This is a genomic window from Roseateles sp. (assembly GCF_039595295.1).
GTDB lineage: Bacteria > Pseudomonadota > Gammaproteobacteria > Burkholderiales > Burkholderiaceae_C > Roseateles.
On the sequence record NZ_JBCNLU010000026.1, the window covers coordinates 45,938 to 64,319 of the forward strand.

The 18,382-nt window shown below is 68.9% G+C and carries 15 protein-coding genes; 7 read left to right on the forward strand and 8 right to left on the reverse strand.

The genetic code is table 11. The features are described 5' to 3' along the window. Positions 1 to 66: 66 nt before the first annotated feature. Together ABDW59_RS17705 and ABDW59_RS17710 are read left to right on the forward strand one after the other, a co-directional pair. Entirely contained in the window at positions 67 to 1,587 is a 1,521-nt protein-coding gene (locus ABDW59_RS17705; RefSeq protein ID WP_343631451.1) for a M48 family metalloprotease, read from the forward strand. A gap of 80 nt (positions 1,588 to 1,667) precedes the next feature. Continuing rightward, positions 1,668 to 2,057: a hypothetical protein gene (locus ABDW59_RS17710; protein WP_343631453.1), complete on the forward strand. Its 390-nt coding sequence runs from the start codon at positions 1,668 to 1,670 to the stop codon at positions 2,055 to 2,057. A 73-nt stretch (positions 2,058 to 2,130) separates the two neighbouring features. Here the strand turns inward: ABDW59_RS17710 and ABDW59_RS17715 are convergent, their stop codons facing one another. Beyond that, a complete protein-coding gene (locus ABDW59_RS17715; RefSeq protein ID WP_343631455.1) occupies positions 2,131 to 4,827 on the reverse strand; it encodes a prolyl oligopeptidase family serine peptidase in 2,697 nt (898 codons plus the stop codon). Between the two features lie 229 nt (positions 4,828 to 5,056). Between ABDW59_RS17715 and ABDW59_RS17720 the strand changes: the two genes are divergently transcribed. Then, entirely contained in the window at positions 5,057 to 5,608 is a 552-nt protein-coding gene (locus tag ABDW59_RS17720) for a hypothetical protein (protein ID WP_343631457.1), read from the forward strand. Positions 5,609 to 5,684: 76 nt separating this feature from the next. Beyond that, positions 5,685 to 5,978 (forward strand): hypothetical protein, encoded by a 294-nt coding sequence (locus ABDW59_RS17725; RefSeq protein ID WP_343631459.1) that lies wholly within the window; start codon positions 5,685 to 5,687, stop codon positions 5,976 to 5,978. Between the two features lie 104 nt (positions 5,979 to 6,082). On the opposite strand, the gene uvrA is transcribed toward ABDW59_RS17725, so the two are convergent. Continuing rightward, complete coding sequence (uvrA, locus tag ABDW59_RS17730; protein ID WP_343631461.1) at positions 6,083 to 11,719, reverse strand: excinuclease ABC subunit UvrA; 5,637 nt, start codon at positions 11,717 to 11,719, stop codon at positions 6,083 to 6,085. A 359-nt stretch (positions 11,720 to 12,078) separates the two neighbouring features. Here uvrA and ABDW59_RS17735 point away from each other — a divergent pair, with 359 nt between their 5' ends. From ABDW59_RS17735 to ABDW59_RS17745, 3 genes are all read left to right on the forward strand, one after another. Then, positions 12,079 to 12,600, forward strand: coding sequence for a response regulator (locus ABDW59_RS17735; protein WP_343631463.1), 522 nt, complete (start codon positions 12,079 to 12,081; stop codon positions 12,598 to 12,600). Positions 12,601 to 12,807: 207 nt separating this feature from the next. Further along, positions 12,808 to 13,020, forward strand: coding sequence for a hypothetical protein (locus tag ABDW59_RS17740; protein ID WP_343631465.1), 213 nt, complete (start codon positions 12,808 to 12,810; stop codon positions 13,018 to 13,020). 2 nt (positions 13,021 to 13,022) lie between these two features. After that, a complete protein-coding gene (locus tag ABDW59_RS17745) occupies positions 13,023 to 13,277 on the forward strand; it encodes a hypothetical protein (protein ID WP_343631467.1) in 255 nt (84 codons plus the stop codon). A gap of 7 nt (positions 13,278 to 13,284) precedes the next feature. Here ABDW59_RS17745 and ABDW59_RS17750 read toward each other — a convergent pair whose 3' ends face one another. The 6 genes from ABDW59_RS17750 to ABDW59_RS17775 all read right to left on the reverse strand — a co-directional run. After that, entirely contained in the window at positions 13,285 to 14,130 is an 846-nt protein-coding gene (locus ABDW59_RS17750) for an alpha/beta hydrolase (protein ID WP_343631469.1), read from the reverse strand. Continuing rightward, positions 14,127 to 15,200 carry a branched-chain amino acid ABC transporter permease gene (locus tag ABDW59_RS17755; RefSeq protein ID WP_343631471.1) on the reverse strand — a complete coding sequence of 358 codons (1,074 nt, stop codon included), beginning with the start codon at positions 15,198 to 15,200 and terminating at the stop codon, positions 14,127 to 14,129. The genes ABDW59_RS17750 and ABDW59_RS17755 overlap by 4 nt, the downstream gene beginning before the upstream one ends. Before the next feature lie 10 nt (positions 15,201 to 15,210). Continuing rightward, complete coding sequence (locus tag ABDW59_RS17760; RefSeq protein WP_343631480.1) at positions 15,211 to 16,245, reverse strand: branched-chain amino acid ABC transporter permease; 1,035 nt, start codon at positions 16,243 to 16,245, stop codon at positions 15,211 to 15,213. 23 nt (positions 16,246 to 16,268) lie between these two features. After that, positions 16,269 to 17,024, reverse strand: a complete 756-nt coding sequence (locus ABDW59_RS17765; protein ID WP_343631482.1) for an ABC transporter ATP-binding protein — start codon at positions 17,022 to 17,024, stop codon at positions 16,269 to 16,271. A gap of 56 nt (positions 17,025 to 17,080) precedes the next feature. Then, a complete protein-coding gene (locus ABDW59_RS17770; protein ID WP_343631473.1) occupies positions 17,081 to 17,836 on the reverse strand; it encodes an ABC transporter ATP-binding protein in 756 nt (251 codons plus the stop codon). A 166-nt stretch (positions 17,837 to 18,002) separates the two neighbouring features. Beyond that, the coding region (locus ABDW59_RS17775) for an ABC transporter substrate-binding protein (protein ID WP_343631475.1) at positions 18,003 to 18,382 on the reverse strand (380 nt) is incomplete at its 5' end.

Genomic DNA, 18,382 nt, shown 5'->3' on the forward strand with positions numbered 1-18,382 from the left:
CCGCGCCACACGGGTGTCCGACTCAGCCATCCGATCCGCCTACCGACCAAACGGAGTTCCGCCGCGATGACGCGCAAGTTCATGCTGGCCGCGCTCGCGGCGTCCCTGCTGGTGGCCGGCTGCGGCACCAACGTCGTCAATCCGGTGACCGGCCGAACCGAGCGCAGCGCGATGAGCCTGCAGCAGGAGGTCGACATCGGTCGCAAGGCGCATCAGGACGTGCTCAAGGAGTACACGCCGGTCGACGATCCGCGCCTGCAGGCCTACGTCAGCGCGCTGGGCAACAAGCTGGCGGCGCAGTCGCATCGGGCGGAACTGGAGTGGCATTTCACCGTGCTGGACAGCCCGGAGGTCAACGCCTTCGCGCTGCCGGGCGGCTACGTCTACGTCACCCGCGGCATCCTGGCCTACATGGAGAACGAGGCGGACCTGGCCGGCGTGATGGGCCATGAGATCGGCCATGTGACCGCGCGCCATGGCGCGCAGCGCGCGACGCGTCAGCAGAACGCCGGCTTCGGCGTGCTGGCGGCGACGGTGTTGGGCGCGGTGCTGGAGTCGCGCGGCGTGGGCGGCGCGACCGATCTGGCGGGGCAGATCTCGCAGAACGCGGCGGCGGGCTACATCGCCTCCTACAGCCGCGATCAGGAACTGCAGGCCGACCAGCTCGGGGCCGAATACCTGTCCCGCAACCATTACGACCCGCGCCACATGGTCGACGTCATCCAGGTGCTGAAGGACCAGGAGCAGTACGCGAACGACCAGGCGCGCGCGCAGGGGCGTCCGGTGGGCGGCGGCAACAACTGGCTGGCCTCGCACCCGAGCAACGAGCAGCGGCTGCAGCGCATCCGCGACGAGGCCGCGATGCTGACCGGCGACAAGCCGGTCGACGAGAACCGCGCCGCCTTCCTCAAGGCGATCGAGGGCATGGGCTTCGGCGACAGTCCGTCTCAAGGGCTGGTGCGCGGGCAGCGCTTTCTGCATCCGATGCTGGACATCGCGCTGACCGCGCCGGCAGGCTGGTCGCTGCAGAACGGCAGCGAGGCGCTGACGGTGCTCGCGCCGCAGCGCGACGCGGCGCTGATCCTGCAGCAGGTGCCGCCCAACGCAGGCACGTCCCACGACGAGATCCTGCGGCGCTGGGGCGCCGAGCAGGGCCGCACCGATGCCAAGACCCTCAACGGGCTGAAGGCCACGCACTTCAGCGGCGTGCGCCGCAATGCGCAGGGGCAGCGCGGCAATGCCGAGCTCACGCTGGTGACCAGTTCAAAGGGTTCGGTCTACGCGCTGGTCTATGCGGCCAAGGACGGGCAGGCGCTGCAAGCGCGGCGACCGTCGCTGGCGCAGGTCGAGGAGAGCTTTCGTGCGTTGACGGCCGAGGACCGGCAGCTCGCGCGTCCGTGGAAGCTCGCGCTCAAGCCCTTCCCGGCCGGCGGATTCGCGGAACTGGCCAAGGGCTCGGTGCTGAATGAGGCACAGCTCAAGCTGCTCAACGGCCAGTACGGTACCGGCGGCGCGCATGCCGACGGCACGCCGCGTCCCGCTCCGACGGTGGGCCGGTTGGTGAAGACGGTGGTTCAGGCGCCCTGATACGGGCGGCCGGCCGCGGCGAGCGGCAAGGCAAGGCAGTAGCGGCGGATTGCGCCGGGTGTTCGCTCACTCACGCGCCCATGAATGCCGCCCCGTTGCAACGCCTCATCGATATCGCCCTTCAGCAGGAAGTCCCGGTTCCGGACCTGCTCGCCCTTGCCGAGCAGGCCTCCTGCGGTACCTCGGAGTTGCTGGACCAACTGTCGCTGCACGTCGCCCGCGCCTTCATCGACGGCGCCCTGCCCTTCGAGCGCGGCGACTTCATCATGAACAGCGTATTCAGTACCTTGTGCGCGTCCGACTTCCCCAGCAATTACCTGGACATGCCCGACCTCACCTACGAGGTCTACCTGGCCTTCGACAGCGGCGAGTACCGCCGCCCCGAGGACGCGCCGGACGTCGACCCCGTCGAGAAGTACACCCGGCCGATGCTGCTGCGCCTGCTTGAGGAACACCCGCTCCCGCGCTGAGCTCGAACCCAATGACAACAGCCCGCGGCTGAACGCACGCGGGCTGTTGATGTGGGGTCCGAGGACGCCGGGGTCAGGGCTTGCGCTGCGCCGGACCCAGATGGGCCAGCCAGAAGGCCTCGTACTTGCGATGCCAGCCGACGGCCTTCACCGCGCCGCCCAGGCCGTGCTCGCCGTCCGGATCCAGGAAGAGCTCGACCAGCCCTTCCTTGCCCGACTCCAGCAGCGCCCGATACACGTTGACCGTGTCCTGGTACAGCACGTTGGGATCCTGCATGCCGTGCACCAGCAGCAGCGGCTTCTTCAGGTTCTTGGCCAGCGGCAGCAGCGAGTACTTGCGCAGCACCGGCTTGCTCCGGTCGACCTTGCCGATCGTGCGGCCCGAGTACCAGCTGTTGTAGTTCTCCCATTCCGTCGGACCCGCGCCCGCGATGCCGGCCGCGAACAGGTCCGGCTTCGTGTACATCGTGTACTGCGTCTGGAAGCCGCCGAAGCTCCAGCCGTTCAGGCCGATGCGCGAGGCGTCCACGCCCAGGTTGGCCTTCATGTAGACCACCAGGTCTTCCAGGTCCTCGGTCTGCGGCGCGCCCGGCTTCTCCCAGTTGGCATCAGCGAACTTCTCACCGTAGTTCGAGTGGCCGCGCGGGTCCACCGTCACCGTGACGTAGCCGTGCTTGGCGGCCATGTACATGCCGAACAGATAGCCGGTGGGCTGGAAGCTGTCCGTCTCCACCGAATGGCGATCGTTCAGCGGACCGCCGTAGGTGTAGACGATGGCCGCGCGCTGATCCGACGGGGCCCAGCCCAGCGGCTTGAACACGTAGGCCGGGATCATGTCGCCATGGCGGTTCTTGAAGCTGAAGCGCTCCGGACGCAACACGTCGACCATCGCCCAGGCGGGGTCGTTGCTCTGCGTCAGCGTCTTGCCCGCTTCGGCGCCGGCCTTGGCCGGTTGGCCCTTGAGCAGCTTGAGCTCCGGACGCTCGCCCCAGTTGCCGGCGACCGCCGCGGCCCACTGGCCGTTGCGCGACACCGCCGCGGCGCGGTGGTAATCCGGCGAGCGGCCCAGCGCCGTCATTGCGCCGTCCTTGAGTTCGACACGCCAGACGTTCATCGCGGCCAGGTCGTCCTTGTTGGAGACCACGAACATCGACTTGGCGTCCTGCGTGAAGCCCAGCACCTGGAAGGCCTCGAAGTCACCCTTGACCAGCGGCGTGACCGAGCGGTCCGCGCCGGCCGTCAGGCTCATCGCATAAGGCTGGCGCCAGCCGTTGTCCGCCAGGATCAGCACCAGCTGCTTGCCGTCGGGCGTGAAGCTGGGCGTCATCACGTTGACCAGCTCGTGGTGGATGGGCGCGCGGCGCTCCAGCACCATGTCCGGCTTGGCGTCGCCCGGCTTGCCCAGGTAGGCGCGGTACAGGTCCTTCTCGCGCTCGAAGGTGGTGAAGGCGTAGTAGCTGCCGTCACGGGCCCACACGACCGGCGAGATCTCGAACCAGGCGTCGCCGCCCGGATGCGTGAACACCGGCGCGGGCTGGCGCTCGGGCGCCGTGCCGGGCGCGGGCACCTTGCGGATGTAGATCGCCAGCGACTCCTGGCCGCGCTTGTCGTCGGAGACCTCGCGCGGGACCTTCTTCGCGGTGGCGAAGCGCTCGCTGTAATTCATGATCTCGACCTGCCGGCCCGGCTTGGGCAGCGGCTTGCCGTCGGCGCCCACCAGCGGCGCGTTGGCGGCCAGCGCCATCCAGCGGCCGTCCTCGCTCAGCGTGGTCTGGGCGATGCTGAACTTGCGGTCCTCGTCGTCCGGATTGAAGAGCTCGCGGTTGATGACCTCGATGCCGGCCGTGGCCAGGCGCACGCGCAGGACGCGGGTCTCGTCCTGGACGATCAGCGACTGGTCGTCCGGCGTGTAGCCGACCGGCTTGAGCGTGCGGCCCGTGGCCAGCAGCGGCTCGGCGCGCTCGGCGCCGGCCTTCCAGCGCAGCAGCTGGCCGCGGTAGCTGAACACCAGCTCGTCGCCCTTGGAGGCCCACACGAACTGCGACACGCCCGGGTACAGGTCCTGCGGCTTGAGCTTGTCCTTGGCGAGCTTCTTCTTCAGTTCGTCGCGCAGCTCCCACAGCGCCATGTCCTTGGGATCCTTGGCCGGCTTCTTCGCTTCGGGCGCGGAGGCCCCGGAGGCGGGCGCGGCCGGTGCGGCGGCGGACGCGGCGTCCGCGCCCCAGGCGGCCTTCTCGGCGGCCTTGCGGGCATCCTCGCGGGCCTTGCGCTCGGCCAGCTCGACCTTGAGCTCGGCCAGCGCCTTGCGTTCCCACTGCTCCAGATCCACGGTCTCGCCGCGCAGGTAGGCGGCCTGAGCCTCCTCCTTGGCCTGGCGCTCGGCCTGCTCGCTGCGCTTTTGCTGCAGCTTCTTGGCGTAGCGGTCCAGGTTCTCCGGCGTCTCGACGATGGCCATCAGCGTCGGGGAGCTCAGACGGACGGTGCGGCCGGTCTGCGTGTCATGCACGTACAGGTCGCTGCCGGGCTCGCCGAAGGGATTCCACAGGTAGGCCAGGTAGCGGCCATTGGCGCTGAACTTGATGTCCTTGGCGGACTCGCCCCGATAGGGCTCGGCGCGGAACAGCTGTTCCAGCGTCAGCGGACGGTTCGCGACGGCGACCGGCACGCTCTTGGCCGGCGCGGCCGCGGTCTGCGCGAGCGAGCCTTCGCTCGTGCCAAGCCCGGTCGCCAGGGTCGCCAGCGCCAGGGAAGTCAGGATCCATTGCTTCAAATCGTTGCTCCACGCCCCGCGGGGTGCGGCGGGGACGCGGGATTTTAGAGATCCGCCCAACAAACGCTTACGGCTGACACGTCCACCGGATCCGTCAAGCGCGCGTTAAACCTCCATACTTTCCCTAGGCCGGGCCGGGAACCGACCCGCCGCCATGACCTCCGGCACGGAGGACGGCGCGGGGCCATGACTCCCGGCACCCAACGACGAAGGGCTCCGTATGAAGCAAATGATCCAACGACTCCTGGGCGCCGCGGCGCTGAGTCTGGCCGCGCTGGCGGCGCCGTCCGCCTTCGCCGGCGACGTGGGCGTGTCCATCAGCGTCGGCCAGCCGGGCTTTTACGGACGCATCGACGTGGGCAACGTCCGGCCGCCCGTCATCTATGCCGAGCCGATGATGATCGAGCGGGTCTATGCGCCGGCGCCGCCCATGTACCTGCGCGTGCCGCCCGGCCATTACCGCAACTGGGCGCGCCACTGCGGCTATTACGGCGCCTGCGGCCGGCAGGTCTATTTCGTCCGCGAGGACTGGTACGCCCGCACCTACGCGCCGGTCTACTACGGCCGCCCGTCGGTGCACCCGGTCTACGCGCCGCCCCCGCCGCCGCGCTGGGAACCGCGCCGCGACTATTGGGAAGGCCGTCGGGACTGGCATGACCACCGCGACGACCGCCGCGGCTGGGACAACCATCGCCGCGACTGGGATGACCGCCGGGGCGACCGTGGCGACCACCGGGGTGGCGACCGGGGTGATCGTGGCCATCACCATCATCGCGACTGAGCCCGGCGGCGCTGTGCGGGCTCGCGTATAGTCGGCGGCTTGCACGCCAGCTAGGCGTGATTCACGACGCCGACGTATGTTCGTCAAAGCCATCGCCGCCCTGGGTCTGCTGGTCTGCATCCTGCTGGCCATCGACATGGCCCTGCCCTACCGCCATCAGGCGGCCTGGCGCGCCTGGGTGCAGCGTCGACGCGGCAGCGGCTTTTCATTCGGCCTGCGCGGCCGCTTCAACTCCCGCGACCGACGCCGCGCCGCCCACGATGCGGCGCTCGACGCGATCGCGCGCGCCAAGAACCGCTCCGGCACCTGGGACGGCAACGTCTATCACGGCGAGGAATTCGAGCGGCGGCAGCGGCGCAAGCCGCATTGAGCGCGGCGCCGCAAGCCCCAATGAAATCGGCCTCTTTCGAGGCCGATTGCTTTTGAGCTTTCGAGGCTCCGAGGACGCCGCGCGTCAGGCGCGACGTCTCGAACTCAGCGCCGCGCCAGCACCGGCGCCAGCGCCCGCCCGGTGTGCGTGCCCAGCTCCACCAGCGATTCCGGCCGTCCTTGCGCGACCACGCGCCCACCAGCCGAGCCGCCTTCCGGTCCCAGATCCAGCACCCAGTCCGCCTCGGCGATGACATCGAGGTCGTGTTCGATGACGACCACGCTGTGGCCGCCGTCGACCAGCCGGTGCAGCACGCGGATCAGCTTCTCGACATCGGCCATGTGCAGGCCCACGGTCGGCTCGTCCAGCACGTACAGCGTGTGCGGCGGCTTCTGGCCGCGGCGCGTAACGTCGTCGCGCACCTTGACCAGCTCCGACACCAGCTTGATCCGTTGCGCCTCGCCGCCGGACAGCGTCGGACTCGGCTGCCCCAGCGTCAGATAGCCCAGACCCACGTCCTGCAGCAGCTTGAGCGGATGGGCGATCGAGGTCATTGCGGCGAAGAACTCCACCGCCTCGTCGACCTCCATCTGCAGCACCTCGCCGATGCTCTTGCCGCGCCAGCTCACCGCCAGCGTCTCCGGATTGAAGCGCTGCCCGTGGCACTGGTCGCAGAGCACTTTCACATCGGGCAGGAAGCTCATGGCGATGGTGCGCATGCCCTGACCCTCGCAGCCGGGGCAGCGGCCTTCGCCGGTGTTGAAACTGAAGCGGCCCGGCGCGTAACCGCGCGCCTTGGCTTCCAGCGTCTCGGCGAAGAGCTTGCGGATCGCGTCCCAGAAACCGATGTAGGTCGCCGGGCAGCTGCGCGGCGTCTTGCCGATCGGCGTCTGGTCGACCTCCAGCACCCGGTCCACCTGCTGATGGCCCTCGATGGCGTCGCAGCCGAGCCATTTCGAGGGCGCGCGGCGCAGCGGCACCGCGGCGGCCATGTTGGCCAGCAGCACGTCGCGCGCCAGCGTCGACTTGCCCGAGCCCGACACCCCCGTGATCGCCACGAGACGATGCAAGGGCACGTCTACCGTGACGCCGCGCAGGTTGTGCAACGTCGCGTCGCGCACCGTCAGCTTGGGCGCGTCGGCCAGCATCTCTCGGCGCGGCTGCAGCGGATGCACCAGCGGCCGGGAGAGGAAGCGCCCCGTCAGCGAGTCCGGATGCTTCGCGATCTCCTTGGCCGTGCCTTCCGCGATCACGCGGCCGCCGCGCTTGCCCGCGCTCGGGCCGATGTCGATGATGTGATCGGCGCGGCGGATCGTGTCCTCGTCGTGCTCGACGACGACCAGGGTGTTGCCCTTGTCGCCCAGCGTCGAGAGCGCCTTGAGCAGGATCTGGTTGTCGCGCGGATGCAGGCCGATGGTGGGTTCGTCCAGCACGTAGCAGACGCCCTGCAGATTGCTGCCCAACTGCGCCGCCAGACGGATGCGCTGCGCCTCGCCGCCCGAGAGCGTCGGCGCCGCGCGGTCCAGCGTCAGATAGCCCAGCCCCACTTCCTCGAGGAACTCCAGCCGGCCGCGGATCTCGCTGACCACGTCGCGCGCGATCTCGGCGTCACGGCCGGTCAGCGCCAGACCGGCGATCCACTCGCGGGCCTCGGTCACGCTCCACGACGCGACAGCGGCGATGGTCTCCTGCTCGAAGGTCACCGCGCGCGCCACCGGATTCAGGCGCGAGCCATGGCAATCCGGGCAGGGCGCGTCGCTCAGGTCTTCGATCTCGGCTTCCTCGGCGGGGAAGCTCTGCTCACGGCCTCGGTTGTCCTTGTCCTGCTGGCTGTCGTCCAGCGCCTTGCGCTGCTCGCGCGTCAGCGCCAGGCCGGTGCCCACGCAGGTGCCGCACCAGCCGTGCTTGGAGTTGTAGCTGAACAGCCGCGGATCGAGTTCGGGATAGCTGGTCCCGCACTGCGGGCAGGCGCGCTTGGTCGAGAACACCCGCAGCGAGCCGATGCCGCGCGTGGGCTGGCCGTGACGCAGCGCCTCGTGCAGCCCTTCCAGCGGCGCCAGCACATGCACCACGCCCTTGCCGTGATCCAGCGCCTTGGCCAGCAGCTCGCGCAGCTCGGCCTCGGCCTCCGGCATGACGACCATGTCGCCCACCGGCAGCTCGATGCTGTGCTCCTTGAAGCGGTCCAGGCGCGGCCAGGGGCTGGTGGGCAGGAACTCGCCGTCCACGCGCAGATGCGTGTGGCCGCGCTGCTTGGCCCACTTCGCCAGATCGGTGTAGACGCCCTTGCGGTTGACCACCAGCGGCGCCAGCAGCCCGATGTGCCGGCCCTTGTAGTCGCGCAGCAGCTGCGCGGCGATGGCCTCGATGCTCTGCGGCTTTACCGGCGTGCCGTCATGGGCGCAGTGCTGCACGCCCAGCTTGACGTAGAGCAGGCGCAGGAAGTGCCAGACCTCGGTGGTCGTCGCGACCGTGCTCTTGCGGCCGCCGCGCGACAGGCGCTGCTCGATGGCCACCGTGGGCGGGATGCCCCACACCGCGTCGACCTCGGGCCGGCCCGCCGGCTGGACGATCGAACGCGCATAGGCGTTCAGCGATTCCAGATAGCGGCGCTGTCCTTCGTTGAACAGGATGTCGAAGGCCAGCGTGCTCTTGCCCGAGCCCGACACCCCGGTCACCACGTTGAACTTGCCGCGCGGGATGCTGACGTCGACCGACTTGAGGTTGTGCTCGCGCGCGTTGACGATGCGGATGGCCTCATCGGTGGCGCGCGGACGACGCAGCAGCGATTGCAGCGGCTTGCCCTCGGCGACCTTGACCGGTGCGCGGTCCATCTCGTCGGCGTAGTCGCGCAGCGCCTGCGCGGTGTGCGAGGTCGGATGCTCCTTGAGCTGCTCCGGCGTGCCGGTCGCCACGACCAGACCGCCGTCCTCGCCGCCCTCGGGGCCCAGGTCGATGACCCAGTCGGCCGCGCGGATCACGTCCAGGTTGTGCTCGATCAGGATCAGCGAATGGCCCGCCGACAGCAGCTTGCGCATCGCGCGCATCAGCTTGGCGATGTCGTCGAAGTGCAGGCCCGTCGTCGGCTCGTCGAAGAGGAACAGCGTGCCTTTGGTCGCCGTCGCCTGGCGCGGCTTGGAGGCCGCCTCGGCCAGATAGCCGGCCAGTTTGAGCCGTTGCGCCTCGCCGCCCGACAGCGTCGGCACCGGCTGGCCCAGGGTCAGGTAGTCCAGGCCGACATCGGACAGCGGCTGCAGCTTGTTGAGGACCTCGCGATCGGCGCCGAAAACGCCGATGGCCTCGGCCACCGTCAGCTCCAGCACGTCGGAGACGCTCAGCTGACGGCCGGCGCGCTCGAGCTTGACCTCGAGGATCTCGGCCCGGAAGCGCTTGCCGTCGCAATCCGGGCAGCGCAGGTAGACGTCGGACAGGAACTGCATCTCGACGTGCTCGAAGCCCGAGCCGCCGCAGGTCGGGCAGCGGCCGTCGCCCGCGTTGAAGCTGAACATGCCGGCGCCGTAGCTGCGCTCCTTGGCCAGCGGCGCCTCGGCGAAGCGCTTGCGGATCTCGTCGAAGACGCCGACGTAGCTGGCCGGGTTGGAACGCGCCGTCTTGCCGATCGGCGACTGGTCGACGAAGACCGCGTCGGCCAGCCAGTCCGCCCCCAGCAGCCGGTCATGCGCGCCGGGCGCCTCGGTGGCCTGGCCGAACCAGCGCGCCAGCGCCGGATAGAGCACGTCTTGCATCAGCGTGCTCTTGCCCGAGCCCGACACCCCGGTCACCGCGACCATGCGCTGCAGCGGGAACTCGACGCTGACGTTCTTGAGGTTGTGCTCGCGCGCGCCCTCCAGGATCAGGCGCGGCGTGCTCTCCTCGACGACGCGCTTCAGGCCCATGCCCACATGCTTGCGCGCGCCCAGGTACGCACCGGTCAACGTGTCCGCCGCGCGGATCTGCTCGGGCGTGCCGTCGAAGACGATCTGGCCGCCCTGCTGGCCCGGGCCGGGGCCCATGTCGATGAGGCGGTCCGCGGCCAGCATCACGGCGGGGTCGTGCTCGACGACCACCAGCGTGTTGCCCGCGTCGCGCAGGCGCTGCATGGCCTGGACGATGCGATTCATGTCGCGCGGATGCAGGCCGATGCTGGGCTCGTCCAGCACGAACAGCGTGTTGACCAGCGAGGTCCCCAGCGCCGTCGTCAGGTTGATGCGCTGCACCTCGCCGCCGGAGAGCGTGCGGCTCTGGCGGTCCAGCGTCAGGTAGCCGATGCCCACGTCGCAGAGGTACTTCAGCCGGTTGCGGATCTCGTCCAGCAGCAGCTTCAGCGCCTCGTCCAGCATGGAGCCCGGCAGCTGCAGTTCATCCATGAAGCGGCGCAGCCGATGGATGGGCAGCTGCATCAGGTCGTGCACGGACAGGCCGGGCAGCGCCTCGAGCTGCGCGCGGCTCCACTTCACGCCTTCAGGCAGGAAGCGCTGCGCTGCGGGCAGCGCGGCGTCGGCCAGCGGCTTGGAGCCGATGCGCCACAGCAGCGCCTCGGTCTTGAGCCGCGCGCCACGGCAGGACGGGCACTCGGTGTAGCTGCGGTACTTGGACAGCAGCACCCGGATGTGCATCTTGTAGGCCTTGCTCTCCAGGTAATCGAAGAAGCGCCGCACCCCGTACCACTGCTTGTTCCAGTTGCCGTTCCAGTTGGGGCTGCCCTCGATGACCCAGTCGCGCTGCGCCTGCGTCATCTGATTCCAGGCGGTGTCGCGCGGAATGCCCGCGTCGCCGGCGTACTTCAGCAGGTCGTCCTGACACTCCTTCCAGGCCGGCGTCTGCATGGGCTTGATGGCGCCGGTGCGCAGGGTCTTGCGCTCGTCGGGGATCACCAGACCCAGGTCCACGCCGATCACGCGGCCGAAGCCGCGACAGGTCTCGCAGGCCCCCATGGCCGAGTTGAACGAGAACAGCGCCGGTTGCGGATCGGCGTAGCGGATGTCGCTCTCCGGGCAATGCAGACCGGTGGAGTAGCGCCAGAGCGCCGGCTCGACGCCCTCCTCCGCGCTGAGGACGTAGACCGTCATGCGGCCGCTGCCGCGCTTGAGCGCCAGCTCGATCGCCTCCATCGCACGGGCCTGCTCGACGCCTTGCATGCGGAAGCGGTCGGCGACCACGTCCAGCACCTTGCGGCCGCCGACGACGCGCTCCGACTGCACGCGAGTGAAGCCGGAGGCGGACAGCCATTGCTCGACCTCGCCGGCGCTCACCGATTCGGGCATCTCGACCGGGAAGGTCAGCACCAGGCGCGGGTCGCCGTCCTGGGTCCGCTCCAATAGCTCGGCATGGATGGTCTGCGGCGTGTCGTGCCGGACGGAGAGCGCGGTGTCGCGATCGAACAGTGCCGCGCCGCGCGCGAAGAGCAGCTTCAGGTGGTCGTTGAGCTCCGTCATCGTGCCGACGGTGGAGCGGCTGGTGCGGACCGGGTTGGTCTGGTCGATGGCGATCGCGGGCGGCACGCCCTCGACCTTGTCGACCGCCGGCCGGTCCATGCGGTCCAGGAACTGGCGCGCGTAGGCGGAGAAGGTCTCCACGTAGCGGCGCTGGCCCTCGGCATAGAGCGTGTCGAAGACCAGGCTGGACTTGCCCGAGCCGCTGGGCCCGGTCACCACCGTCAGCTCGCCGGTGCGCAAGTCCAGGTCGAGGTTCTTGAGGTTGTGCTGGCGGGCGCCCCGGATGCGGATATCGGCGTCGGACATGTGGGTGTCAGGCTCGGAGGCTCAAAAAAGGCAGTGGGCGGTCATTCTAGGGAGCCGCGCCGTCACGGACTGGCAGGAGCGGACAAGACCGTTGCCGCGTCCATCGGAGGCGCTTTCGGTCCCGTCGAAGCGATGAAGGGCGGGACATAGTGGTAAGAAAATGCAAGGCGCTGACCGTTCGGTGGGGGCTTCGCTACCTCTTGTCAAGGCCACGGAGCGATGACTTCCGCACACTTGCTAGTCTTGCGAGCCTGCGGCAACAATGGACCCCGTCGCCAAGGTGCAACACCGGGTCACCGCCCGCGCGACTCTTATCAGGGAATACCCGTAGCCGGACCCGGCGCGGGACGACAAGCGACATGGACAGAAACGACGGCCATCGAAACACCGAGACCTCACTGGTCCTGATGACGTCGGACGCGTCCGCGAAATCCTCGTCGGCGGCGGCCGCCCAGGACCAGACGGTGTCGGGTCAGCGTCCGGCACCGGGCGAATCCTTCGTGCTGCTGGTCGAGGACAACCCGATCAATCAGGTAGTGGCGCTGGAGTTCCTGGCGCTGATGGGGCTGAAGACGCAACTGGCCCGCAACGGTCAGGAAGCGCTGGACCTGTGCGAGCGGGCCGCGCCCAGCCTGGTGCTGATGGACATCCAGATGCCGGGCATGGACGGCCTGGAATGCGCGCGCCGCCTGCGTGAGCAGCAGGCGCAGGGACGGCTACCGCGTTTCCCCATCCTGGCGTTGACGGCGCACGCGTTGGACAGCGACGTCGCGGACAGCCTCAAGGCGGGGATGGACGAGCACCTGACCAAGCCGCTGGACTTCCTGACGCTGCGCCGCCGGCTGGCGCGCTGGCTGGATCTGCCGCAGCTCAACGACTGATCCTCGATCGGCCGCGCCGATCGCCCTCCGTACGACGTCTCGCTCCCTGGTGGAAGGCCCTCCCCCAATGGGACTGTGGCGTCCGCGCCTTGATCTAGCGCAGACCTTCGCGAGATCCCCCATCGCCGAATTGGCATCTGCCGGGGACGCATGCTTCACTTTGCGATCGCGCCCGATGTCCGGGCGGCAGTCCGAAGGAAGCTCCACATGTCCTACCGCTATCAGCTTGAAATCGAGAACTCCCTGCATCGCGAACTCGCCCGCGTGTCCGAGGTCGAGGAGATCAGCTTCGCCATGTTGCTGGACCGGGCGCTGCACCTGTACCTGACGATCCGCAAGGCGGCCCGCAATGGCGATGCCGTCGGCATCATTGCCGCCGACCAGCGGGCAGCTCTGAAGGCAGAGTTCACGGAAGTATGAGCATGTCGAAACCTGTCCCGCCCTTTCCACAGCTCGCCATGTCGCTGACACCGCCGGAGGAGCCGGCGGATGGTCGAGTGCGCCGGATCAAGGACCTCACCCTGTTCTTCTTCAGTGCCGTGCTTCTGGCCGTCATCGTCGGCTTCAGCCTGTGGCTGCTCAGCAGTTCTTGCGTGCTGGAGGAGGATCGACGATGGGCCACCTCCACCCTGACCGCCGTGTTCGGCGGCGTCCTCGGCTGGCTCATCAAGCGCTGATGCGCGCTCACCCGCCTTCGAGGAACCGTTCCACCACCGCGAAATGCGCCGGCACGTTCAGCGCCGGCGCATGGCCGCAACCGGGGATGGTGACCACCACCGCGCGCGGCCCCCGCACCCGCATCTGCTCGGCCGTCTCCGGCAGCAGCAGATCGGAGGTCTCGCCGCGCAGGCACAGCACCGGCAGGCTCAGCGAGTCCCACTCGGTCCAGCGCTTGTAATCGTCCGGATGGACGAAGAACTGCCGCACCATCGCCGGGTCGTAATGCGGCGTCACCCGCCCGTCCGGCAGCCGCCGCACCGAGCTCTCCGTCAACCGCCGCCATTGCGCATCGCTGATCCAGCCGTAGGGCTCGTAGATCTGGCGGAAGTACTGCTCCAGCTCGCTCACCGTGTCGAAGGCCGCCGGGCTGCCGGCATAGCTGCGGATGCGCTGCACCGCCGGCTCGGCCAGCTCGGGCCCGATGTCATTCAGCACCAGCCGCCGGATGCGTTGCCGCAGCGTCGTCGCCGCCGCCAGCAAGCCGATCGCGCCCCCCATCGAGGTGCCCACCCAATGGAAGGAGGGCAACCCCAGCTGATCGACCAGCGCCGTCGCCAGCTTCACGTAGAAGGGCAGGCAGTACTCGGCGTCCGGATCCGGACTCCATTGCGACAGCCCCCGCCCGATCGTGTCCGGGCAGATCACGAAGTAGCGGCCCGACTGCGACAGATGCGCCGCCAGCTCGTCCATGTCGCGCCCGGTGCGGGCCAGGCCGTGCCAGGCGATCACCGGCTCAGCGGCCGGGTCGCCCCAGGCCATGTAATGGAGCTCGCGCCCTTCGCAGCGCAGGTAGTTCGACGTCGACTTCAAGATCCCCTCCTCCGCTGCCGCAGACGCCCGACCAATCCGTTCGGGAAGTGGTAGACGGCCAGCACGAACAACACACCCAGCCACAGCAGCCAGCGCTCCGGCGCGATCAGCTGCGACAGCACCGGCACGCCGTCCACGGCCGTGGCGCCGACGCGCATCAGGTCCTGCAGATAGCTCTGCGCCAGCACGAACAGCGCGCTGCCGATGACCGCGCCGTAGATCGTCCCCATGCCGCCGATCACGACGATCAGCAGGATGTCCAGCATGATCTCGAAGGACAGCGAGGTGTCCGGCCCGTTGTAGCGCAGCCAGATCGCCAGCAGCGCGCCGGCCAGCGTCGCGAAGACCGCGGCCAGCAGCGTGGACAGGGTCCGGTAGGTGACGAGGCGATAGCCGATGGCCTCGGCGCGGAAGTCGTTGTCGCGGATGGCTTGCAGCACGCGGCCGAAAGGCGAGTTGACGATGCGCAGCAGCGCCAGCACCAGCAGCACGGTCACGACCAAGAGCAGGTAGTAGCTCAGCAGCCGGCCGTCGACGCTGACACCGAGCAAGGGTTCCTCGAGGAATTCGGTGGACGGGGACAGGAGCTCGGGCAGGCGGAAGTTCAGGCCGTCCTCGCCGCCGGTGAAGTCCGACAGCTGCGAAGCGAGCCCTTGGAAGGCCGAGGCCACCGCCAGCGTGATCATCGCGAAGAAGATCGCCTTCACGCGGAGCGAGAACAGCCCGATCACCAGCGCCAGCAGCAGCGACAGCACCAGCGCGCCGCCCACGCCGACGGCCAGCGCGGCGAAGCCGGGCTCCATGCGCGAGCTCGCGATCGCGACGCCGTAGGCACCGATGCCGAAGAACATGGTGTGGGCGAAGCTGACGATGCCGGTGTAGCCCAGCAGCAGGTCGTAGCTGCCCACGAGCACGATGAACACGAGGATCTTGGCCGCCACGTTGAGCGCGCGCGTGCCGGGGAAGAGGAAGGGCGTCAGCGCCAGCGCGAGGACGGTGAGGATCAGCAACGCGGCCAGCAGGCGGCTGCGCGGCAGGTCGTGGGACAGGAGGGAGCGGAGCGCGTTCATGTGCAGGTCCTCAGCGCTGGCTCACCGGATAGAGGCCTTGCGGCCGCCACAGCAGCACGGCCACCATCAGCGCGATGTTGGAGAACAGCGCCGCCTTGGGCGCGATGAAGCCGCAGTAGTTGGCCATCAACCCGACCAGCAGCGCGCCCGCGAAACAGCCCAGCGTCGAGCCCAGGCCGCCGATGATGATGACGATGAACAGCAGCGTGTTGACCTGCGCGCCGATCTGCGGAATCACGCTCTGCTGATAGAGCCCCCACAGCACGCCGCCCAGGCCCGCCAGCGCGGAGCCGGCGACGAACACCGACACGAAGAGCCGGCGGATGCGATAGCCCAGGCTCTCGACCATCTCGCGGTCCTGCACCCCGGCGCGGATCAGCAGGCCCAGCTTGGTCCGGTTCAGCAGCCACAGCAGCGCGACGAAGACCGCCAGCCCCACGAACACCGCCAGCAGCCGGAACTTCTCGATCGCGACGTCCCCGATCAACAGCGCGCCGCGCAGCGACTCGGGCGGCTGCAGCGGGATCATCTGCGCGCCCCAGACCAGCTTGATCAGCTCCTCGCCGATGATCATCCCTCCCATGGTGATGAGGATCTGCTTGAGGTGCATCCCGTAGACGGGCCGCACCAGCACGCGCTCGAAGACCAGGCCCAGCGCGGCGGCGGCCACCATGCCGGTCAGCGCCGCGACGCCGACCGCCGCCAGGTTGGCGGCCAGCGAGGGGCTGGCGACGAAGCCGCCCATCGCGCCCATCACCGTGGTCGCGACGAAGGCGCCCAGCGCGATGAACACGCCGTGGCCGAAGTTCAGCACGTCCATCAGGCCGAAGACCAGGGTCAGGCCGGAGGCGATGACGAAGATGATCAGGCCCATGGCCAGGCCGGCGAGCGTCAGCGTGGCCCAGCTCGTCGCCGAGCCCACCAGCGGCAGCGCCAGCAGCGTGACAGCGGCGATGAGCAGCAGCGGGATGAAGTCGAAGCGCGTCTTCGGCACGGGATCGGAGGAGATCGACGGGGTCGACGGGGTCGACGGGGTCGTTGACATCGTTGCGGTCATGCCTGTCTTGTTCATTGATGCGCCGCCAGCGAGAGTCCCAGCAAGCGCTGCTGCAGCGATTCGTCCTCGGCCAGCTCGGCCATGCGGCCGGCATGCACGACGCGGCCGTCGTCCATCACCGCAACGCCGTCGCCCAGCGCCTTGGCCACCATGAAGCTCTGCTCGACCAGCAGCACCGTGGTCCGCGCGCCGTCGCGGCCGCGCTTGATCTCCTGCAGCGCCTCGATCAGATTGCGGATGATCACGGGCGCCAGGCCCTTGGTCGGCTCGTCGATCAGCAGCAGGCGGCGCGGCTCGACCATGGCGCGGGCGATCGCGAGCATCTGCTTCTGCCCGCCGCTGAGCTTGCCGGCCGGATACAGCCAGAACTTGCGCAGCGCCGGGAACAGCCCGAACAGCCATTCCAGCCGGGTCGTGTCCAGATCGTCGATCGATCGCGCGCGGCGCGCCGCCAGCAGCAGGTTCTCGCGCACCGTCAGGTCGCCGAAGATGCCCATGTTCTCCGGCACGTAGGCGATGTCCAGACGCGCGATCTCGGGCGTGGGCAGGGTGTGAACGGGCTTGCCGTCGAATCGCACCTGCCCGGCGCCGGCGCGCCACAGACCCATGATCGTGCGCAGCGTCGTCGTCTTGCCGGCGCCGTTGCGGCCCAGCAGCATGGTCAGCTCGCCCTCGGGCACGACCAGGTCCACCCCGTGAAGGATGTGATACGCCCCGATGTGCGTGTGCACGCCGTCGAGCTGAAGCAGCGCGCGGCCCGTGGTCATCGAGGTCGTGGCCCCGAGCGAGGCCGAGGCCGCTGTGGAGTCGATGTGGGAAGCGCTCATGCGGCCTCCGGCAGGGCCAAGCCCAGATACGCGTTCTGCACCACGGGCGAGGCGATGACCTCGGCCGGATTCCCGTCGGCGACGAGCTGCCCGTGGTGCAGCACGACGATGCGATCGGCCAGTTCCCGCACCACGTCCATCTTGTGCTCAACCAGCAGGATGGTGTGGCGCGCCTCGGCCTTGAGGTCGCGGATCAGATCCAGGATCACCGGCACCTCGTCGACGCTCATGCCCGCGGTCGGCTCATCGAAGAGATAGACCTTGGGCTTGAGCGCCATCAGCATCGCCACCTCGAGCTTGCGCTGATCGCCGTGCGGCAGGCTGGCGGCCGGCGCGTCCGCGCGATGTCCCAGCCGCACGCGTTCGACGATGGCGCGCGCCTCCTCCATCAGTTCGCGATGCTGCAGCCACACGGACAGCATGCGCAGGCCCTCGCCGCGCCGCGACTGCACCGCGAGCCGCACGTTCTCGAGCACGCTCAGCGTCGGGAACAGCTGCGTCAGCTGGAAGGCGCGCCCCAGCCCCCGCCGCGTGCGCAGCGGCGTAGCCATGCGGGTCAGGTCCTCGCCGTCGAGCAAGACCTGGCCCCCGCTGGCGCCGAGCTGGCCGGAGATCAGGTTGAAGTAGGTCGTCTTGCCGGCGCCGTTGGGCCCGACGATCGCCGTCAGCGTGCCCGGATGGAACGAACAGCTGACGCGATCGACGGCGGTGTGGCCGCCGAAGCGGATGGTGAGGTCGCGGGTCTCGAGCATGCGAAGCAGAACTCCAGAGAGGGCACGGGTCGCCGGCCGCGCCGCGACCCATCGCCACGAGGTTGGCGACCGGATCGCGACAAGTCGCGGGCGGCAGCGATTGACCGGCTCAGCGCATCGCACGGAGCGATGCATCAAGGCATCAAGGCATCAAGGCATCAGCGCTTCAACGCTTGTTGCGGATCGGGATGCTCATCTCTTCGGGCTTGATCTCGCGCACCAGCTCGGGCACGCCCCAGGCGAAGGCGGGGTCGACCTTGATCTTGAAGTGATACATCGACTGCATCGCCTGATGGTCCTCGGCGCGGAAGGTCATGCGACCCTTGGGCGTCTCGAAGCTCATGCCCTCCATGGCCTTGATGAGTTTGTTGGTCCCCGCGTCCCCGGCCGTCTTCTTGAGCGCCTCGACGATGGCGATTCCGGCGCTCATGCCGCCGGCGGTGAAGAAGTCGGGCGGCGTCTTGAACTGCTTGTAATGGTTGGCCACGAGCCACTCGTTGACCGGATTCTTCGGGATGCCGAAGTAGTAGTAGGTCGCGCCTTCCA